Raw genomic sequence first — 16,587 nt, forward strand, 5'->3', positions numbered from 1 at the left:
ATCGCTCAACGAATAAAAGGTACTCTGGGGATAACAGGCTGATACTGCCCAAGAGTCCATATCGACGGCAGTGTTTGGCACCTCGATGTCGGCTCATCACATCCTGGGGCTGGAGCAGGTCCCAAGGGTATGGCTGTTCGCCATTTAAAGTGGTACGTGAGCTGGGTTCAGAACGTCGTGAGACAGTTCGGTCCCTATCTGCCGTGGGTGTAGGAATGTTGAGAAGAGCTGACCCTAGTACGAGAGGACCGGGTTGGACGAATCTCTGGTGGACCTGTTGTCGCGCCAGCGGCATTGCAGGGTAGCTATATTCGGACGGGATAACTGCTGAAAGCATCTAAGCAGGAAGCCTCCTTCAAAACGAGCATTCCCTTGAGAGCCGTGGAAGACCACCACGTTGATAGGCTGGATGTGGAAGCGCCGCGAGGTGTGAAGCTGACCAGTACTAATAGCTCGATTGGCTTGATCGTTCTCATTAATCCATGCCCGCAAACAGCGGCACGGAACGAGTGATCGGCACCCAACAGTTCAAATCAAAACCAGAATTCACACGCATGTTTTTCGCCGATCTGGTGGTAATTGCGAGGAGCCCAGAACCCGATCCCATCCCGAACTCGACCGTTAAACTCCTTTGCGCCGATGGTACTAAGTCTCAAGGCTTGGGAGAGTAGGTCGCTGCCAGGTCTGCCAAAAACATGCGTTCTCAATACGACTAGAAAACAACAAAACCCCGCCCGCGTAAGCCGGCGGGGTTTTGCTTTGTCCGCTCAAACGCGCCGCAAGGTAGACCGCCCCTCTGAGCTCGTACTTGCAGTCGCGACTCCCTCTCCCGCCTGCGGAGGAGGGGGAACCACGCGAAAGCGTGGTGGGAGGGGGGAGCCCCACGCACTGATGGTGGGCGGACTGGGCTTGGCTCAGTGTCTGCCGCACCCCCCTCCCACCAGCCTGTCGGCTGGTCCCCCCTCCCCCGTAAACGGGAGAGGGAGTCCCGACTGCGGGCTTCGGTGCTATCGTCCCAGCTGCTCCATCCCGCATTGGTCCGCACGCTTGTCAGGACGCCAGCGCAGTAACCGCGTCCCGTGCCGGAAGCGCTCGCCGCTCACATGGTCGTACGATACTTCCACCACCAGCTCGGGGCGCAGCGCCTCGTAGCGCTCGGTCCGCTCCGTCGACCAGCGGCTCGGACCGCCCGGCGCTCGGCCGGTAAAGCCGGGGCCATCCGCCAGCGCCTCGAGCCGCCGCGTCAGCTCGGGCTTGTTCTCGTCAGCCAGCGCCGAGGTGAAACCCACATGGTGCAGCTTGCCCGCCTCGTCATAGAGCCCGAGCAGCAGCGAGCCCACCAGCTTGCTGCCGGCGCCATAGCGAAAGCCACCGACCACGCAGTCCGCCGTACGGATCCGCTTGATCTTCAGCAGCTCGCGCTCGCCCGCGGCATAGGCCGCATCAAGTCGCTTCGCCATCACCCCGTCGACGTCACCACCAGAGCCAGAAAGCCACAAGGTCGCCTCGGCGCGATCAGTGGTCACCGGAGACAGACGCAGACCTGGGCGTTGGATGGCGGCAAAGAAACGCTCGAGCTCCTTACGCCGCTCGGAAAGCGGCTGCGTTGCCAACGGCTGAGCGCCCGGCCCCAGCAGCAGGTCGAACAGCACGTAGACGGCGGGATGCTCCGCTGCCAGCTTGTTCACCCGGCTCGCTGCAGGATGCAGACGCTGCTGCAGGGCGTCGAAACTGAGATGCCCGTCGACCGGAATGGTGAGCTCACCATCGAGCACGAAGTCGCCGATGGGCAGCGCTGCAAGCAACTTGACCATATCCGGAAAGTAACGCCCTAGCGGCTTTCCCGATTTCGCAAACAACGCGACAGCGCCGCCTTGCTTGACGGCGATGCAGCGGAAGCCGTCCCATTTCGGCTCGAACTGCCAGCCGGCGTCTTTCGGCAGCTCCTCGACCGAGCGGGCCTCCATGGCGGCGAACGGCATCTGCTGCGGAGCGGCGTCGGCGGACATCTGCGTCTCCTTGCCAAGAAGAAGTGGGAACGAGGCTAGCCGACCAGCCTGGCGCTGTCTCGTCCGGTCAGAACGCCTCGCCTGCCCATATGGGCAGGTCGAAGTTACCTCACAGTTCGTTGAACTGGGCCGCAGCGCGTCGCATATGGTGGGCCTAACGGAGTTCGGGAGGGCGAACATGCCGGATGCAGTCATTACCATTGCCGACCTGTCCAAGACCTATGCATCGGGGTTCGCGGCGCTGAAGCATGTCAGCCTCGAGATCGAGCGCGGCGAGATCCTGGCGCTGCTCGGACCGAACGGGGCGGGCAAGACCACTTTGATCTCGATCATCTGCGGGATCGTGACGCCATCTGATGGTACGGTGACGGTCGATGGCCACGACATCGTGCGTGACTATCGCGACTCCCGCAAAATGATCGGGCTGGTGCCGCAGGAGCTCACCACCGACGCCTTCGAAACGGTGTGGGCCACGGTCAGCCACAGCCGCGGGCTGTTCGGCAAGAAGCCGAACCCCGAGCATCTCGAAAAGGTGCTGCGCGAGCTCAGCCTGTGGGACAAGAAGGACAGCAAGATCATGCAGTTGTCCGGCGGCATGAAGCGCCGGGTGATGATCGCCAAGGCGCTGAGCCACGAGCCGGAGGTGCTGTTCCTCGACGAGCCGACCGCCGGCGTCGATGTCGAACTGCGCAAGGATATGTGGGCGATGATCCGGCGCCTGCGCGCCGCCGGCACGACGATCATCCTCACCACGCATTACATCGCCGAAGCCGAAGAGATGGCCGACCGCATCGGCATCATCCAGCATGGCGAGCTGGTGCTGGTCGAGGAGAAAGCCGAGCTGATGCGCAAGCTCGGCAAGAAGCAGCTGACCCTGACGCTGCAGGAGCGGCTCGATGCCTTGCCCGAGGCGCTGCAGCCCTATGCGCTGGAGCTCGCCGCCGACGGCGAAAGCCTCGTTTACACCTATGACGCGCAGGGCGAGCGGAGCGGCATCAGCGGACTGCTCGCCGATCTCGGCAGCGCCGGCGTCCGTTTCCGCGATTTGAGGACCAGCGAAAGCTCTCTCGAGGATATTTTCGTCAGCCTGGTGAGGGACGCGCCATGAATGTCGAAGCGATAAAGGCCATCTACAAGTTTGAGATGGCGCGGACCTTCCGCACGCCGCTGCAGTCGCTGATCTCGCCGGTGATCTCGACTTCGCTCTATTTCGTGGTGTTCGGCGCTGCCATCGGCTCGCGCATCACCGAGATCGAGGGCGTCAGCTATGGCGCGTTCATCCTGCCTGGACTGATCATGCTGATGATCCTGACCCAGTCGGTGGCCAACGGCTCGTTCGGCATCTACTTCCCGAAATTCCTCGGCACCATCTACGAGCTGCTTTCGGCGCCGGTGTCGTCGTTCGAGACGGTGGTCGGCTATGTCGGCGCCGCGGCGACGAAGTCGATCATCCTTGGGGTGCTGGTGCTGGCGACGGCATGGTTCTTCGTTCCCATCCGCATCGATCATCCGTTCTGGATGCTGGCATTCCTGGTGCTCACCGCCATCACCTTCAGTCTTGTCGGCTTCATTATCGGCATCTGGGCCAAGGGGATGGAGCAGCTGCAGACGGTGCCGCTGTTGATCATCACGCCGCTGACCTTCCTCGGCGGCACGTTCTATTCGCTCAGCGTGCTGCCGCCCTTCTGGCAGGCGGTGTCGCTGTTCAATCCGGTGGTCTACCTGATCAGCGGTTTCCGCTGGGCCTTCTACGGTATCGCCGACGTGGATATTTCCATCAGCGTCGCCGCGACGCTCGGCTTTCTCGCCATCTGCCTCGGCATCGTCAGCTGGATGTTCCGGACCGGCTATCGGCTGAAGTCGTAGCGATTCCGGCATCGAGCTTGCGGCCACCCCCACCCAGCTGCGCTACGGACTTGGGCAAACCCCAAGTCCTGCTTCGCTACCCTCCCCACAAGGGGGAGGGAGACGCAAGAACCGAGGCGGCGCAGCTATCGTCTCCCTCCCCCTTGTGGGGAGGGATCAAGGGTGGGGGTGCCACACGCTCCGGCAGATATGTTTCGGCCGTGACGCCATCGCCAAAACTGGTCACAAAATCTTCAGGTTCCTCGGCCATCAGTCGGCACGACTCCGGAACTGACCAGGCCCCCGAATGACCAGGATTTTCAGCACCGCCCTGCGGTTCGCCCTTGCTTTGTCGCTGCTCGTTGCCTCGGTGCTGCCGACGCTGGCGCAGGTAACGATCTTTTCGCCGTTCAACATCGCCGAGGCGATGGACCAGGGCGTCAAGAAGGTTGCCGACATTCCCTATGCGGATGGGCAGCGCAAGAAGCTTGACATCTATCGTCCCGAAAAGATCGAGGGCACGGCGCCGGTGGTAATGTTCATCTATGGCGGCAGCTGGCGCGCCGGCGACAAGTTCGAGTACGAGTTCGCCGGCCGGGCCCTGGCGGCGGCTGGGTTCGTGACGGTGATCGCCGACTACCGGCTGTGGCCGGAGGTCAAGTATCCGGATTTCCTCGAGGATTGCGCGCAGGCAATGCGCTGGATCCAGGACAATATCGCGCTCTATGACGGCGATCCGAACCGCTTCTTCGTCGCCGGCCATTCGGCGGGCGCCTATAACGCGGTGATGCTGGGGCTCGATTCCTCGTTCCGCCGTGACTACGACGTCACCATGCCGATCCGGGCGATCGCCGGCATTTCCGGGCCCTACAATTTCTACCCGTTCGAGTACGACCAGGTGCGCGACACCTTCGGGCCGGCGCCGAGCCCTGAGGGTACGCAGCCGATCAACCTCGTCACCAGCGACGCGCCGCCGATCTTCCTCGCCAGCGGCACCTCGGACCCGATCGTCCGGGTGCAGAACTCCGAGGCGCTGGCCAAGAAGCTGCGCGAGCAGGGCATCTGGGTCACCGAGAAATACTACCCAGGCTTCGGCCACCTCGAGCCGGTGATTGCGCTCGGCGCGATGATGCGGTTCCGCATGCCGATCCTCAACGACATGGTCGAGTTCTTCCAGACCTTCGGCGCCTTTCCCTCGGGCACGCCGCGTCCGGTGTTCACCCCCGATCCGCCCGAGAGCAACATGACGGCGGTGATCAAGAAGATGGACGACGTGCTGGCGCCGATCGATGGCGGGCGGCGCAACGAGTAGCAGCCAAGTGGCCGGCGCGTGCTGACCCCCACCCCTGTCCCCTCCCCGCAAGGGGGAGGGAGACCCTCACACTGGCATCTCGGCCAGGTCTAGACGTTGACGCTCTGCATGCGGGCGGCGAACGCTTCGCCGAAGGCCGACATGCCGTCAGCGACGATGCGGCCCACTGCGTAGGCGGCGACGGCATAGAATTTCTGCGCCGCCGGGGTGCGGAGGAACTCGATGTAGCGGTCGAGGTCGGCATCGGTCAGGTCGCGATAGACATAGGCCATCATGGCGCGCTGGGTGCGGCCGACATCGGCCAGCAGCCCCGGCATCATCGCCTCGACCTGCGTGTCGATCTCCTGCCAGGGCACCGTGACCTCGCCCTGCTGGTGCGAGACCGACAGCCCGAGCAGCAGCGCCCGCACCGACTGGCCGACCATGGCGGCAGATATCTCGGCCGAGACCAGCTCCATCAGCGCTTCGATCTGGGTCTGGCGGATCACCGACGCGGTCGTGACCAGCTTCTGGCCTTCGGCGATCGCGGCGATCTGCGCCTCAGGCCCGAGCCGCGCCGCGTCACGCTCGAGGACAGTCATCCGCTGGCCGAAGCTGGAGTGAAAGAATGTCCCCAGCACGGCCTGCTCGTCGGCCGAGAACTTGCCTTCGAGCGCCTTGCGCAAACGGCGATGCAGGTCGCCAGCATCGAACACCGCTTTCGCGGTGGCCTCCCAATGCTTCAGAAAGATCTCGTCACTGGAGATTTCCTCGGCCCGGGCCGAGGCTGCGATGGTGGCGCCGAATTGGGTGAAGACCTCGTCGAGCGCCGTCGCCCGCATCAGTTCGGCGACAGCGATCTGCTGGCTCTGCGCCAGGGCGGGGCGGATGGCGGCGAGCGGTGAAGCGACTGGCGTCAGCAGCAGCGCGAGCACGGCGAGCGATCGGATCAGCATTCTTGCGCGTCCCCCAGTCCACTGAGACTAGCGCAGCAGTCCGCTTTGCGCCAATGCGCGCCACGGATTTCCGCACAGGACTTGCCCGTAGCCCCTTGAGGGCTGCTAAACTCGTGCACAAACAACGGAGTGCCCACCATGCAATACACCCGCCTCGGCCATACCGGTCTCGAAGTCAGCCGGATCTGCCTCGGCTGCATGTCGTTCGGCGAGCCGAAACAGGGTTCGCACGAGTGGACGCTCGATGAGGCGGCGAGCCGGCCGATCCTGCGCGCCGCGTGGGAGGCAGGGATCAACTTCTACGATACCGCCAATGTCTACTCGCTCGGCTCGAGCGAGGAGATCGTCGGCAAGGTGCTGCTCGAAATGGCGCCGCGCGATGAACTGGTGATCGCCACCAAGGTCAATGGCGAGATGCGCCAGGGGCCGAACGGCAAGGGGCTGAGCCGCAAGGCGATCCTCGCCGAGATCGACAACTCGCTGCGCCGGCTCGGCACCGACTATGTCGACCTCTATCAGATCCACCGGTTCGATCCGGCGACGCCGATCGAGGAGACGCTGGAGGCGCTCAACGACGTCGTCCGAGCCGGCAAGGCCCGTTACATCGGAGCCTCGTCGATGGCGGCGTGGCAGTTTTTGAAGATGCTGATGACCTCGGACAAGCACGGCTGGGCGCGTTTCGTTTCGATGCAGAACCAGCTCAACCTGATCGAGCGCGAGGAGGAGCGTGAGATGCTGCCGCTCTGTATCGACCAGGGCATCGGCGTCATCCCGTGGTCGCCGCTGGCGCGCGGCCGGCTGGCCCGCCCATGGGGCGAGAGCACCGAGCGGATGGAAACCGACATCTACGGCAAGACCCTGTATCTCAGGGATGAAGCGGCCAACCAGGCGATCAATGCAGTGGTCGGCGAGATCGCCGGGGCGCGCGGGGTGAAGATGGCGCAGGTGGCGCTGGCCTGGGTGCTGCAGAAGCAACCGGTGAGCGCGCCGATCGTCGGCGTCACCAAACTCGCGCAGCTCGAGGATGCCGTGGGGGCGCTCGATGTGAAACTCAGCGCCGATGAAGTGGCGCGGCTCGAGTCGCCGTATCACTCGACGACGACGGCGAGCTTCCGCTAGGCTCAATGGACGGCAAGGGCAGGGGGTTGGTCGTGGCATTGTGCAGCAAGAACAGCGTCGTAGGTCATGTCGTTCTGTCCGCACTGGCATTGGCGGGCCCCCTGCTGCCGGCGAGTGCCAGCGCGGAGGATGCGGCGACCGCGTCGATCTGCGGCATGGCCGCGGCGTCGCAGTACGAATCCGGCTATGCGGGGTTCGGCCGCGAGCTCAGCCGGATCGATCCGGCCATTGCCATCCCGGCCTGCGAGGAGGCGGTGAAGGCGGCGCCTGACGCGGTGGCCAGCCAGGCGTGGCTGGCGCGAGCCCTGCTGGCCGACGGACAGACCGACGCGGCTTTGCCGGTACTGGAGACGGCGGTGGCCGGCGACAGCCCGCTGGGGCGGCAATTGCTGGCCGATGTGCTGTTCGGCGATCTCGGCTATGTCGCAACGACCGACGATGTGCGGGCGCTCGAAGTGCTGCGTCCGGCAGCCGAGGCCGGCTTCGCGCCGGCTCAGCTCAGCCTCGGCTTTGCCTACGACATGGGGCGCGGCGTGGCGGAGGACGACGCGATCGCCGCCTCCTGGTACATGCGAGCCGCCCAGCAGGGCGAAGCCCGGTCTGCCAGCAACCTCGGCTATCTCTACCATGGCGGCGCCGGGGTCGAGCTCGACTACGCGCAAGCGATGTTCTGGTACCAGAAGGGCGCCGACAAGGGCGACGTGGTCGGCATCTACGGCGTCGGCCAGCTCTACGAATTCGGCCAGGGCGTCGAGCTCGACTACGTCAAGGCGGCCGAGCAGTTCCAGCGCGGCGCCGAGATGGGCGATTCCTATTCGCAGAACGATCTCGGCTATCTCTACGAGACCGGGCAGGGGGTCAGCGAGGACGCGGTCGAGGCGGCGCGCTACTACCAGATGGCCGCCGACCAGGGCTATGCGCTGGCGAGCGCCAACCTCGCGCAGCTCTACAGCACCGGGCGCGGGGTGGAGCGGGATTTCGACCGCGCCTTCGAGCTCTATTCCTATGCGCATGACCAGGGCGAAGTTGGCGGCACAGTCGGGCTGGCGCAGGCCTATCTCTATGGCGAGGGCGTGCCGGTCGATCTCGAGACGGCGCGCAGCTTTGCCGAGCAGGCGGCCGATGCCGGCGCGAGCTATGGGCAGTCGACGCTCGGCGCGATCTATGCCGATGGCACCGGCGTGGCGCGCGACTTCAACCGCGCCATCGAGCTGTTCGACCTCGCCGCGGCGCAGGGCAACGATTATGCCGCCGGCCGGGCGGCCGAAGTACGGGCCGAGCAGACCTGCGGGCTGATCGCCGCGACCCGCTACGAGACGGGTTTTGAGGTGTCGGGCGTCGAGCTCGAGAGGATCGACGCCGACACCGCCATCCCGGTCTGCGAGAAGGCGGTGGCGCTGGATGCGGCGTCGCTCGAGAACAAGGCCTGGTATGCCCGCACCTTGATCGCCGGTGGACGACAGTCGGAAGCGGTGCCGCTGCTCGAAGAAGCGGCCGATGGTGAGTTCATCCCGGCCAAGGCGCTGCTTGCTGACCTGCTGCTCTGGGGGCATGGGGTGGACGAGAACCCCGCGCGCGCCGTGACGCTCTATCGGTCGGCCGTGGAACACGATTTTCCGCCGGCCGAGTTCGGGCTGGGTGTCGCCTACCAGAACGGCCGGGGCGTTCCCGCCGATCCGGTGCTGGCGGCGAAATGGTATGGGCTGGCGGCAAAGCATGGGATCGCGATGGCGGCGGACCGGCTGGCCGATCTCGACCGCGGGACCGTGGAGCCGCAGATCGGGCCGATGCGGGCGGGGCCGCGGAGTTAGCTCGACTGCTCAGTCCGCGTGCTTGGCTACCCCTCACCCTGGCCCTCTCCCCAGAGGGGAGAGGGGACGCACTTTGCACCGTCGATGCCACAACGCCCCCTCGCCCCTCCAAGGGGCGCAATAAGCGCTCCCGGGGGAGAGGGCGGCGATAAGGCCGGAGGCCTTATCGCGGGGTGAGGGGCGCCAAGCACTCCGAACCCCCAAACAAAGAGCCGGCCGCCACAGGCAGCCGGCTCCAGAATCTTGATCGACAGAAGGCCTTATTCGGCCTTGTCGGCGCTGTCGGAATTGAGCTGGCCGTACTTCTCGACGCCGATCGCATTGAGCAGCTGCAGCTGGCTCTCGAGGAAATCGATGTGGCCTTCTTCGTCGGCCAGCAGCTCCTCGAACAGGTTCTTACTCACATAGTCGCCCAGCGACTCGCAGAGCTCGCGCGAGGCCTTGTAGGCCTTGCGGGCGTCATACTCGCCGGCGAGATCGCACTCGAGCACTTCCTTGATGGTCTGGCCGATGCGCAGCGGCGCCACGCGCTGCAGGTTCGGGTGACCCTCGAGGAAGATGATGCGCTCGATCAGTTTGTCGGCGTGATGCATCTCTTCGATGGATTCGGCACGTTCCTTGGCCGCCAGCTTGGTGTAGCCCCAGTCGCTCAGGATGCGAAAATGCACCCAGTACTGGTTCACGGCCCCGAGTTCGAGGAACAAAGCCTCGTTAAGCCGCTCGATGACCTGTGCTTCGCCTTTCATTACGACCTCCTTGGCGCTTACGACGCATGGCCGAAAGCCGCGCGTGCACCACGGGTGCGTCGGCGGGTTTTTCGGCCAATTGGAGGTGGTACTCTTCCGTCACCGTGATGATAATGTCCACCACATTCGGAACGCAGCCGGCGCATTTGCAGCGCTTCGCCAGCTCCCGGTAAACCATCGCAGGCACGATGATTTGCCAGGGATCCTCACGCAAAAGCCCGACGATAACCTGCTTGATCTCCCTGTCGGTGATCACATTGCACTGGCAGACAAGCATGGGCAGAAAAACGGCGTCGGCTGTGAGGTTCGGGCGGCATAGAGCGCCGACGAAACCTGATTGTCAATGTCAGATAATGCCGCACGCCGAATCACGAAACCATCGCCGGCCCCATCCGTATCTATCCGGGCGCTTTCTCAGGTTCCTTTGATGTCCTTCTCCCTCGTTGGTCTGCTCAACTTCGCCAGCCCCGGGGATCGCCGGTCACGACGGCTGGCCTCGGGGCTGAACTATGGCGCGCGGCCGAAGCAGAGGCTCGATGTCTATGGCTCGCGCCAGGCGAGCGGACCGGTGCCTGTCGTCATCTACATCTATGGTGGCGCCTGGAACGAGGGAGACCGGCGCGATTTCGCCTTCGTGGCGCGCTGGCTCGCCGGGCTCGGTTATCTGGTCGTCGTGCCGGATTACCGGGTGCTGCCCGAGGTGGAATATCCGGTGTTCCTCGAGGATTGCGCCGAGGCCGTACGCTGGACACTGCAGCATGCTGCCGGGTTCGGCGGCGATGCGTCGCGGCTGGCGCTGGCGGGCCATTCGGCCGGCGCTTACAACGCGGTGATGCTGGCGCTGCAGCCGAGCTATGGCGTGGCCGATGCCATCGACGCGGTGGTCGGGCTCTCCGGCCCCTACAATTTCTATCCGTTCGACGTGCCGATCAGCATCCGCACCTTCAGCGGCGCCGCCGACCCGCTGGCGACGCAGCCGGTGAACCTCGTCAGCAGCGCCGCGCCACCGATGTTCCTCGCCAGCGCCGATGGCGATACTGTGGTCGGGCCGCAGAATACCGTGGCGCTGGCCCACCGGCTGCGCGAGCACGGCGTCGCCGTCATCGAACGGCATTTCCCCGGCTTCACTCATCCCTCGACACTGCTCGAACTGGGGAGCCTGCTCAGCCGCCGCTCCAGCCTCGCCGGCGAGGTGGCCGAGTTCCTCGCGCACACATTGCGGCTGGCGCCACCCGACAGCGACGCTATGATCGGGGGGCGCAAAGAGGGAGCAGGGCGATGAGGTTGCGACAGACGCTGGCGGCAGGCGCCGTGCTGACCCTCGGATTCGGGATCGCCCCGGCATTGGCCAGCGAGCTGTTCGATGCCTGCGCCGCGAAGGCCGCGAGCTCCTGGGAAGCGGGCTACGCCGAAATTGGCCTCGATGGCAGCGCCATGGATACAGCGGCCGCCATCGACGCCTGCACCGCGGCGCTGGCCGAGGACCCGGAATCGGCAGTGCTCAAGGCCTGGCTCGGCCGTGCCTATGACGTCGCTGGCGACTCGGCGCAGGCGGCCACCTATCTCGAGCCGGCAGCGACAGCCGGCAACGCGCTGGCGCAGACCAGTTTCGGCGACATGCTGATCGTCGGGCAAGGCATCGCGCAGGACATGACGCGCGGCGCGGAATTGTTGAAGCTTGCCGCCGATGCCGGCTTCGCCCCGGCGCAGGATAGCCTCGGGCTCTCCTATGATTACGGCGAAGGCGTCGGGCAGGATTACCTCGAGGCATCGCGCTGGTACCGCAAGGCGGCGGAGCAGGGCTTGCCGCGGGCGATGGCTAATCTCGGCTCGCTCTATGCCGAGGGGCTGGGGCTCGACCGGGACCTGGTTGCTGCGGCGGCCTGGTATCAGCGCGCCGCCGACAAGGGCGATAGCCGCGCCCAGTACAACCTCGGCAGCCTGTTTGAAACCGGGGCGCTGGGCGAGCCCGATTATGCTCGCGCCGCTGCCCTCTACCAGGCGGCGGCCGACCAGAACCATGGGCTGGCGCTCAATGCGCTCGGCTATTTCAAGCAGCATGGCTACGGCCTCGCCCCCGACCTCGAAGGCGCCGCGGCGCTCTATCAGCAGGCGGCCGACCAGGGGATCGCGCAGGCGCAGGGCAACCTGGCGCTGCTGTATGAAGACGGGACTGGCGTGACGCAGGATTTCGCACTGGCGCGCCAGCTCTATCGGCAGGCTTCGCAAAGCGGCAACACCGACGCGGCGGTCAATCTGGGGCTGATGTATCTCAACGGCGCCGGCGGGGTGCGCGACCTCGACAAGGCGCTGAGCTTCACCCAGCAGGCAGCCGACCAGGGCAACCCGATCGGGCTCAACAACCTCGGCCATCTCTATGAGAACGGCCTCGCGGTGGCGCAGAACCCCGCAACGGCGCTGGCGCTTTACCAGCAGTCGGCCGGCCTCGGCTATCAGCCCGCGGCGGACAACCACAAGCGGCTGGAGGCGTCGCTGCAGGCGCCCACCGAGACGCCGACAGTGAAGAGCTATCCGAAGAGCAAGATCGACAACTGACTTTCGATAAGCACCCAAACCGGCCCTAAACTCGGTTGTCATCCCAGCGAAAGCTGGGGGTCCATTTCGCAGCCCGCGTCGAGGGACAGACGGACGAGGGCAAGGCCCTCGCCGTGGGGTCCCAGCTTACGCGGGGATGACATCGAGCATGAATAGGCGACTGTGCGCCGTCGCTGGCGGTAGCACATCGTCGAAAAACCTCCGGACAATGTCCTTTTGCGAAAGCCCCGTTCGTCGTTGTGGCACCAGCTCGATGCGAGCGGTCACTCAAGGAGATAGACGATGCGTGTGATGGTGTTGGGAAAAGCCACCGAGGGCAATAACGGCGAGTCGCCGACCAAAGAGGCGTTCGCGGCGATGGACCGCTTCATCGAGGAACTGGTGAAGGCAGGCGTGCTGGTGGCGGGCGCCGGACTCAAGGCCGGAGCCGAGGCGAAGCGGATCACCATCGATGGGGACAAGCGCACCATCATCGATGGGCCATTTGCCGAAACGCGCGAACTGGTGGCCGGCTTCCAGATCTGGGAGGTCAAGGACATGGACGAGGCGCTGGCCTGGCTCAAGCGCTACCCTGCCATGCCCGGCAAGAACGAGATCGAGCTCAGGCCGTTCATGGAAGCGGCGGACCTTGCCGACTACGTGACGCCCGAAGAGCTCTCCACCCCGCGCGAGGGCGAACGCGGCAAGCTCGGGGTCGCGTAAGACCCGCCTTGCCCGTCTCACCGGTCTGGCAGAAAAGACGGTATGAGCAGGGACGAGACGCAGCAGGCGATCGAGGCCAGTTTCCGCATCGAACGGGCGAGGCTCATCGCGGGTCTCGCCCGCATGGTGCAGAGCATCGATCGGGCCGAGGAGCTGGCGCAGGAGGCGCTGCTGGTTGCGCTCAGCGAATGGCCGAAGACGGGGGTTCCGGCCAATCCCGGCGCCTGGCTGATGACCGCCGCCAAGCGCCGCGCCATCGACGCCATCCGGCACGAGCGGATGCGGGAGCGCAAGCACGGCGAGATCGCCCAGACGCTGGAGGAGGCGTCCGATGACGCGGCCATGGCGATCGAGGCAGCGCTCGACGACGAGGTCGGCGATGAGCTGCTGGGGCTGATCTTCGTTGCCTGCCACCCGATGCTCACGGCCGAAGCGCGCGCCGCGCTGACGCTGCGGGTGATCGGCGGGCTGACGACAGACGAGATCGCCCGGGCCTTTCTCTCCAACGAGGCGGCGATCGCCAAGCGCATCGTCCGGGCCAAGCAGGCGATAGCAGCGGCCGGGCTGAGCTTTGAGGTACCGCGCGGCGGCGAGCGGGCAGCACGGCTGCCCTCGGTGCTGGAAGTGATCTACCTGATTTTCAATGAGGGCTATGCCGCGACCTCGGGCGATGATCCGGTCCGTCCGGGACTCTGCTTCGAAGGGCAGCGGCTGGGGCGTATGCTGGCCGGGTTGATGCCCGACGACGCCGAAGTGTTCGGGCTCTTGGCATTGATGGAGATCCAGGCCTCGCGCCTTGCGGCGCGCCTCGGCCCGGAGGGGGCGCTGGTGCCGCTGACGGCGCAGGATCGGACGCGGTGGGACCAGTTGCTGATCCGCCGCGGCCTCGAGGCGCTGGCGCGGGCTGAGGCGCTCGATGGGGGTGGACCCTATGTGCTGCAGGCGGCGCTCGCCGCCTGCCACGCCCGCGCCCGCAGCGCCGCCGACACCGACTGGGGGCGCATCGCGGCGCTCTATGACCGCTTACGCGTGGCGGCGCCGTCGCCGGTGGTCGATCTCAACCGCGCCATTGCCCACAGCATGGCCTTTGGGCCCGAGGCGGGGCTCAGGCTGCTCGATGCGATCGCCGATGATCCGGCGCTTCGCAGCTACGCGCCGCTGCCGGCGGCGCGGGGCGATTTTCTGTTCCGAGCCGGGCGGTTCAGCGAAGCGCGTGGGCAATTCGAGGCAGCCGCGAAGCTGACCCGCAATGCCGGGGAAGCGGCGTTCCTGCGCGCCCGCGCCGCGGCATGCGAATAGCGGCACATAACCGTCAGGTCACGGCGGGCTCGCCTGCGGCCGGTTTCGCTTCGCGAGCTTGGGGGGCTGCCGCGGCCAGCGTGTCCCAGGCGCCCATGGCGCAACTGATCACCACCTCCAGTTCGGCCCGGCTGGCGCCGTCCCGGGCTTCGATCGACAGGCCGTGCATCACGGTGGTGTAGTAGCGGGCAATGCCGGTCAGTTGAGTGTCGCCGACCGCAAGATCGCCGTCGGCAACGCCACGCGCCAACCGCTCGCGGATCTCGCGGTATTGCGCGTGGCGCACGCTGGCGAGGAATTCGCGGACCGGGTGGTTCTCCACTGCGCCGGTCGGCGCGGCGAGCACCAGCATGCAGCCGCGCGGCGAATCCGGGATGGTGATGGTGTCGGCGACGGCGCGCAGCATGGCGTGGATCGCCTCGCGGGCGGTGGGCTGCTCGCGCAGTGCGATTCTGGGCGGCTGTCCCTGGGTTGCGGCGTTAAGCGCGACCGCCTCGCGAAACAGCTCTTCCTTGCTGCCGAACGAGGCGTAGATGCTGGCCGACGCGATCCCCATGACCTCGGTCAGGTCCTTCATCGACGTTCCCTCGTAACCGCGCTCCCAGAACAGATCCATGGCGCTGCGAAGCGCGACGTCTCGGTCGAAGGTGCGTGGCCTGCCGCGCGCTGCCATGAGGTTTCCTTTTTTGGTCGATCGACAAACTATAGCTTGACGGAGCTGCGGACGCCATGCAGTTATTTGTTTGTCGATCAACAAACAATAGACATCGGCGCTTCCAGCAAGGACCAGTTCGATGAGCATCCCCGCCAGCATGCGTGCCCTGCAGCAAACATCCCTGAACGGTCCGCAGGACCTGAGGATGATCACCGACGCGCCGGTGCCGGCGCCAGGCCCCGGGCAGGTTCTCGTCCGGGTCAACGCTGCTGGCGTCAACATCGCCGATCTTTCGCAGGCGCATGGCACGTTTCGCGGTGGGCCCCGGCCACCCTATCTCGCCGGCTTTGAGGCGACAGGCGAGGTGGTCGCCTTGGGCGAAGGCGTAACGAACCCGGTGCTCGGGGCGGAGGTCATCGGCGTCGGTTACGGCGCATTCGCCGAGTACATGGTGCTGCCGGCAGTTGCCGCGGTGCCGATCCCCCCGGGGTGGAGCGGCGAGCAGGCCCTCGGGCTGGTGGTCAACCTGCCGACGGCGATCGCGGCGCTCAAGCCGATGGGGCAACTGGCCGAGGGCCAGACGGTGCTGATCCATGCCGCCGCCGGGGCGACCGGCCAGGCTGCAGTGAAGATCGCCAAGCACTACGGCGCGATAGTGATCGGCACGGCTTCACCGGAAAAGCACGAGGTGGTGCGATCGCTGGGGGCCGACCATGTGCTCGACTCGCGCAGCGACAACCTTGCCGCCCAGGTGCTGGCGCTGACCGGTGGCATCGGCGCGGACCTCGTCATCGAGTCGGTTGGCGGCGAGACTTTTGCCGCCAGCCTCGCGGCGACACGACGGGTTACCGGCCGGGTCGTGGTGACCGGGTTGCCGGCCGGCGAGGCGTCGCTCAGCAACTGGGACCTCGTCTACGAACACCAGGTGCAGATCATCGGCTTCAACATGGGTAAGCTAATCGAGGCGGCGCCGCGGATCTTCGGTGACGTCATGGGCGAGTTGTTCGGCCTCATCGGCGCCGGTGTCCTCGCCCCAGTGCAACCGACGGTCTACAAGCTTGACGATGGGCCGCGAGCCCTCGCCGCCCTTGAAGGTCGCGCCAGCATCGGCAAGTTGGCGCTGCGGGTCTGACGCAGCCCAAACTGGACAACTCAATCGGCTCCAACTGGTCATTACGCCCCTGACCAGTTCGCCTTAGTTTCCTGACTGTCCGCTAGGGGGCAGTCATTTCGAAAGGAAAACATCATGGAAGAGATCAAGGGCGTCGCCCGTGCAGTCATTCGGCCGGGCAAGCTGGCGGAGTACAAGGCGCTGTGCGAACAGGCGATGGAGATCGTCCGCACGCAGGACACCGGCACGCTGCAATACGAGATCTTCTTCAACGAGGATGAGAGCGAGGCGATCGTCTACGAGCGCTATCGCGATATCGATGCGGCACTGGAGCACTTCGCCCATATCGGGCATCTGATGGCGCCACTGATGGCGACGGCTGATGTCAGCGGCGAGTTGCTGGGCAAATGGAGCGAGAAAATGCAACTGGGGGGCGGCGGTCCCAAGCTCTATCAGCCGTGGCGTGTGTTCCAGGACCTCTAGCCTC

16 protein-coding genes and 2 rRNA genes (1 of these 18 only partly in view) are annotated in these 16,587 nt (G+C 65.5%); 13 read left to right on the forward strand and 5 right to left on the reverse strand.

All coding sequences use genetic code 11. The annotated features are described in order from the left end of the window. Window positions 1-470 (forward strand): 23S ribosomal RNA (locus ACSQ23_RS22190); it begins 2,259 nt to the left of the window's first position. Window positions 471-568: 98 nt separating this feature from the next. Further along, window positions 569-684 (forward strand): 5S ribosomal RNA (rrf, locus tag ACSQ23_RS22195). 323 nt (window positions 685-1,007) lie between these two features. Here rrf and ACSQ23_RS22200 read toward each other — a convergent pair. Beyond that, window positions 1,008-2,009 (reverse strand): ATP-dependent DNA ligase, encoded by a 1,002-nt coding sequence (locus ACSQ23_RS22200; RefSeq protein ID WP_436091939.1) that lies wholly within the window; start codon window positions 2,007-2,009, stop codon window positions 1,008-1,010. A 178-nt stretch (window positions 2,010-2,187) separates the two neighbouring features. Here ACSQ23_RS22200 and ACSQ23_RS22205 point away from each other — a divergent pair, with 178 nt between their 5' ends. The 3 genes from ACSQ23_RS22205 to ACSQ23_RS22215 all read left to right on the forward strand — a co-directional run bounded on the left by ACSQ23_RS22205 (window position 2,188) and on the right by ACSQ23_RS22215 (window position 5,166). Next, the gene (locus tag ACSQ23_RS22205) at window positions 2,188-3,117 is read left to right on the forward strand and encodes an ABC transporter ATP-binding protein (protein WP_055999042.1); all 930 of its coding nucleotides are present in this window, start codon (window positions 2,188-2,190) and stop codon (window positions 3,115-3,117) included. Beyond that, the gene (locus ACSQ23_RS22210; protein WP_055877740.1) at window positions 3,114-3,875 is read left to right on the forward strand and encodes an ABC transporter permease; all 762 of its coding nucleotides are present in this window, start codon (window positions 3,114-3,116) and stop codon (window positions 3,873-3,875) included. Before ACSQ23_RS22205 ends, ACSQ23_RS22210 begins: the two co-directional genes overlap by 4 nt. Window positions 3,876-4,161: 286 nt before the next feature. Next, window positions 4,162-5,166, forward strand: a complete 1,005-nt coding sequence (locus tag ACSQ23_RS22215; protein ID WP_436091940.1) for an alpha/beta hydrolase — start codon at window positions 4,162-4,164, stop codon at window positions 5,164-5,166. 89 nt (window positions 5,167-5,255) lie between these two features. Here ACSQ23_RS22215 and ACSQ23_RS22220 read toward each other — a convergent pair whose 3' ends face one another. Next, window positions 5,256-6,101 carry a hypothetical protein gene (locus ACSQ23_RS22220; protein WP_055999050.1) on the reverse strand — a complete coding sequence of 282 codons (846 nt, stop codon included), beginning with the start codon at window positions 6,099-6,101 and terminating at the stop codon, window positions 5,256-5,258. Between the two features lie 138 nt (window positions 6,102-6,239). On the opposite strand from ACSQ23_RS22220, the gene ACSQ23_RS22225 reads away from it, so the two are divergent. Then, a complete protein-coding gene (locus ACSQ23_RS22225; protein WP_436091941.1) occupies window positions 6,240-7,220 on the forward strand; it encodes an aldo/keto reductase in 981 nt (326 codons plus the stop codon). A 32-nt stretch (window positions 7,221-7,252) separates the two neighbouring features. After that, window positions 7,253-9,031, forward strand: a complete 1,779-nt coding sequence (locus tag ACSQ23_RS22230; RefSeq protein WP_436091942.1) for a tetratricopeptide repeat protein — start codon at window positions 7,253-7,255, stop codon at window positions 9,029-9,031. A 260-nt stretch (window positions 9,032-9,291) separates the two neighbouring features. Here ACSQ23_RS22230 and bfr read toward each other — a convergent pair whose 3' ends face one another. Further along, a complete protein-coding gene (bfr, locus tag ACSQ23_RS22235; RefSeq protein ID WP_055877729.1) occupies window positions 9,292-9,777 on the reverse strand; it encodes a bacterioferritin in 486 nt (161 codons plus the stop codon). Next, the gene (locus tag ACSQ23_RS22240; protein ID WP_082533395.1) at window positions 9,743-10,054 is read right to left on the reverse strand and encodes a (2Fe-2S)-binding protein; all 312 of its coding nucleotides are present in this window, start codon (window positions 10,052-10,054) and stop codon (window positions 9,743-9,745) included. The genes bfr and ACSQ23_RS22240 overlap by 35 nt, the downstream gene beginning before the upstream one ends. Before the next feature lie 150 nt (window positions 10,055-10,204). On the opposite strand from ACSQ23_RS22240, the gene ACSQ23_RS22245 reads away from it, so the two are divergent. From ACSQ23_RS22245 to ACSQ23_RS22260, 4 genes are all read left to right on the forward strand, one after another. Next, window positions 10,205-11,059, forward strand: coding sequence for an alpha/beta hydrolase (locus ACSQ23_RS22245; RefSeq protein WP_436091943.1), 855 nt, complete (start codon window positions 10,205-10,207; stop codon window positions 11,057-11,059). Then, window positions 11,056-12,333 (forward strand): SEL1-like repeat protein, encoded by a 1,278-nt coding sequence (locus tag ACSQ23_RS22250; protein ID WP_436091944.1) that lies wholly within the window; start codon window positions 11,056-11,058, stop codon window positions 12,331-12,333. The genes ACSQ23_RS22245 and ACSQ23_RS22250 overlap by 4 nt, the downstream gene beginning before the upstream one ends. A gap of 282 nt (window positions 12,334-12,615) precedes the next feature. Beyond that, window positions 12,616-13,035 (forward strand): YciI family protein, encoded by a 420-nt coding sequence (locus tag ACSQ23_RS22255; protein ID WP_436091945.1) that lies wholly within the window; start codon window positions 12,616-12,618, stop codon window positions 13,033-13,035. Between the two features lie 42 nt (window positions 13,036-13,077). Continuing rightward, window positions 13,078-14,334, forward strand: coding sequence for an RNA polymerase sigma factor (locus ACSQ23_RS22260; protein ID WP_436091946.1), 1,257 nt, complete (start codon window positions 13,078-13,080; stop codon window positions 14,332-14,334). Between the two features lie 13 nt (window positions 14,335-14,347). On the opposite strand, the gene ACSQ23_RS22265 is transcribed toward ACSQ23_RS22260, so the two are convergent. Then, window positions 14,348-15,136: a TetR/AcrR family transcriptional regulator gene (locus tag ACSQ23_RS22265; RefSeq protein WP_436091947.1), complete on the reverse strand. Its 789-nt coding sequence runs from the start codon at window positions 15,134-15,136 to the stop codon at window positions 14,348-14,350. On the opposite strand from ACSQ23_RS22265, the gene ACSQ23_RS22270 reads away from it, so the two are divergent. Both ACSQ23_RS22270 and ACSQ23_RS22275 read left to right on the forward strand, forming a co-directional pair. Further along, window positions 15,129-16,121 carry an NADPH:quinone oxidoreductase family protein gene (locus ACSQ23_RS22270; protein WP_436091948.1) on the forward strand — a complete coding sequence of 331 codons (993 nt, stop codon included), beginning with the start codon at window positions 15,129-15,131 and terminating at the stop codon, window positions 16,119-16,121. The genes ACSQ23_RS22265 and ACSQ23_RS22270 overlap by 8 nt on opposite strands. A 114-nt stretch (window positions 16,122-16,235) precedes the next feature. After that, window positions 16,236-16,583, forward strand: coding sequence for a putative quinol monooxygenase (locus ACSQ23_RS22275; RefSeq protein WP_055877710.1), 348 nt, complete (start codon window positions 16,236-16,238; stop codon window positions 16,581-16,583). Window positions 16,584-16,587 lie beyond the last annotated feature (4 nt).

It is taken from the genome of Devosia sp. LjRoot16 (assembly GCF_964252795.1).
Taxonomy (GTDB): domain Bacteria; phylum Pseudomonadota; class Alphaproteobacteria; order Rhizobiales; family Devosiaceae; genus Devosia_A.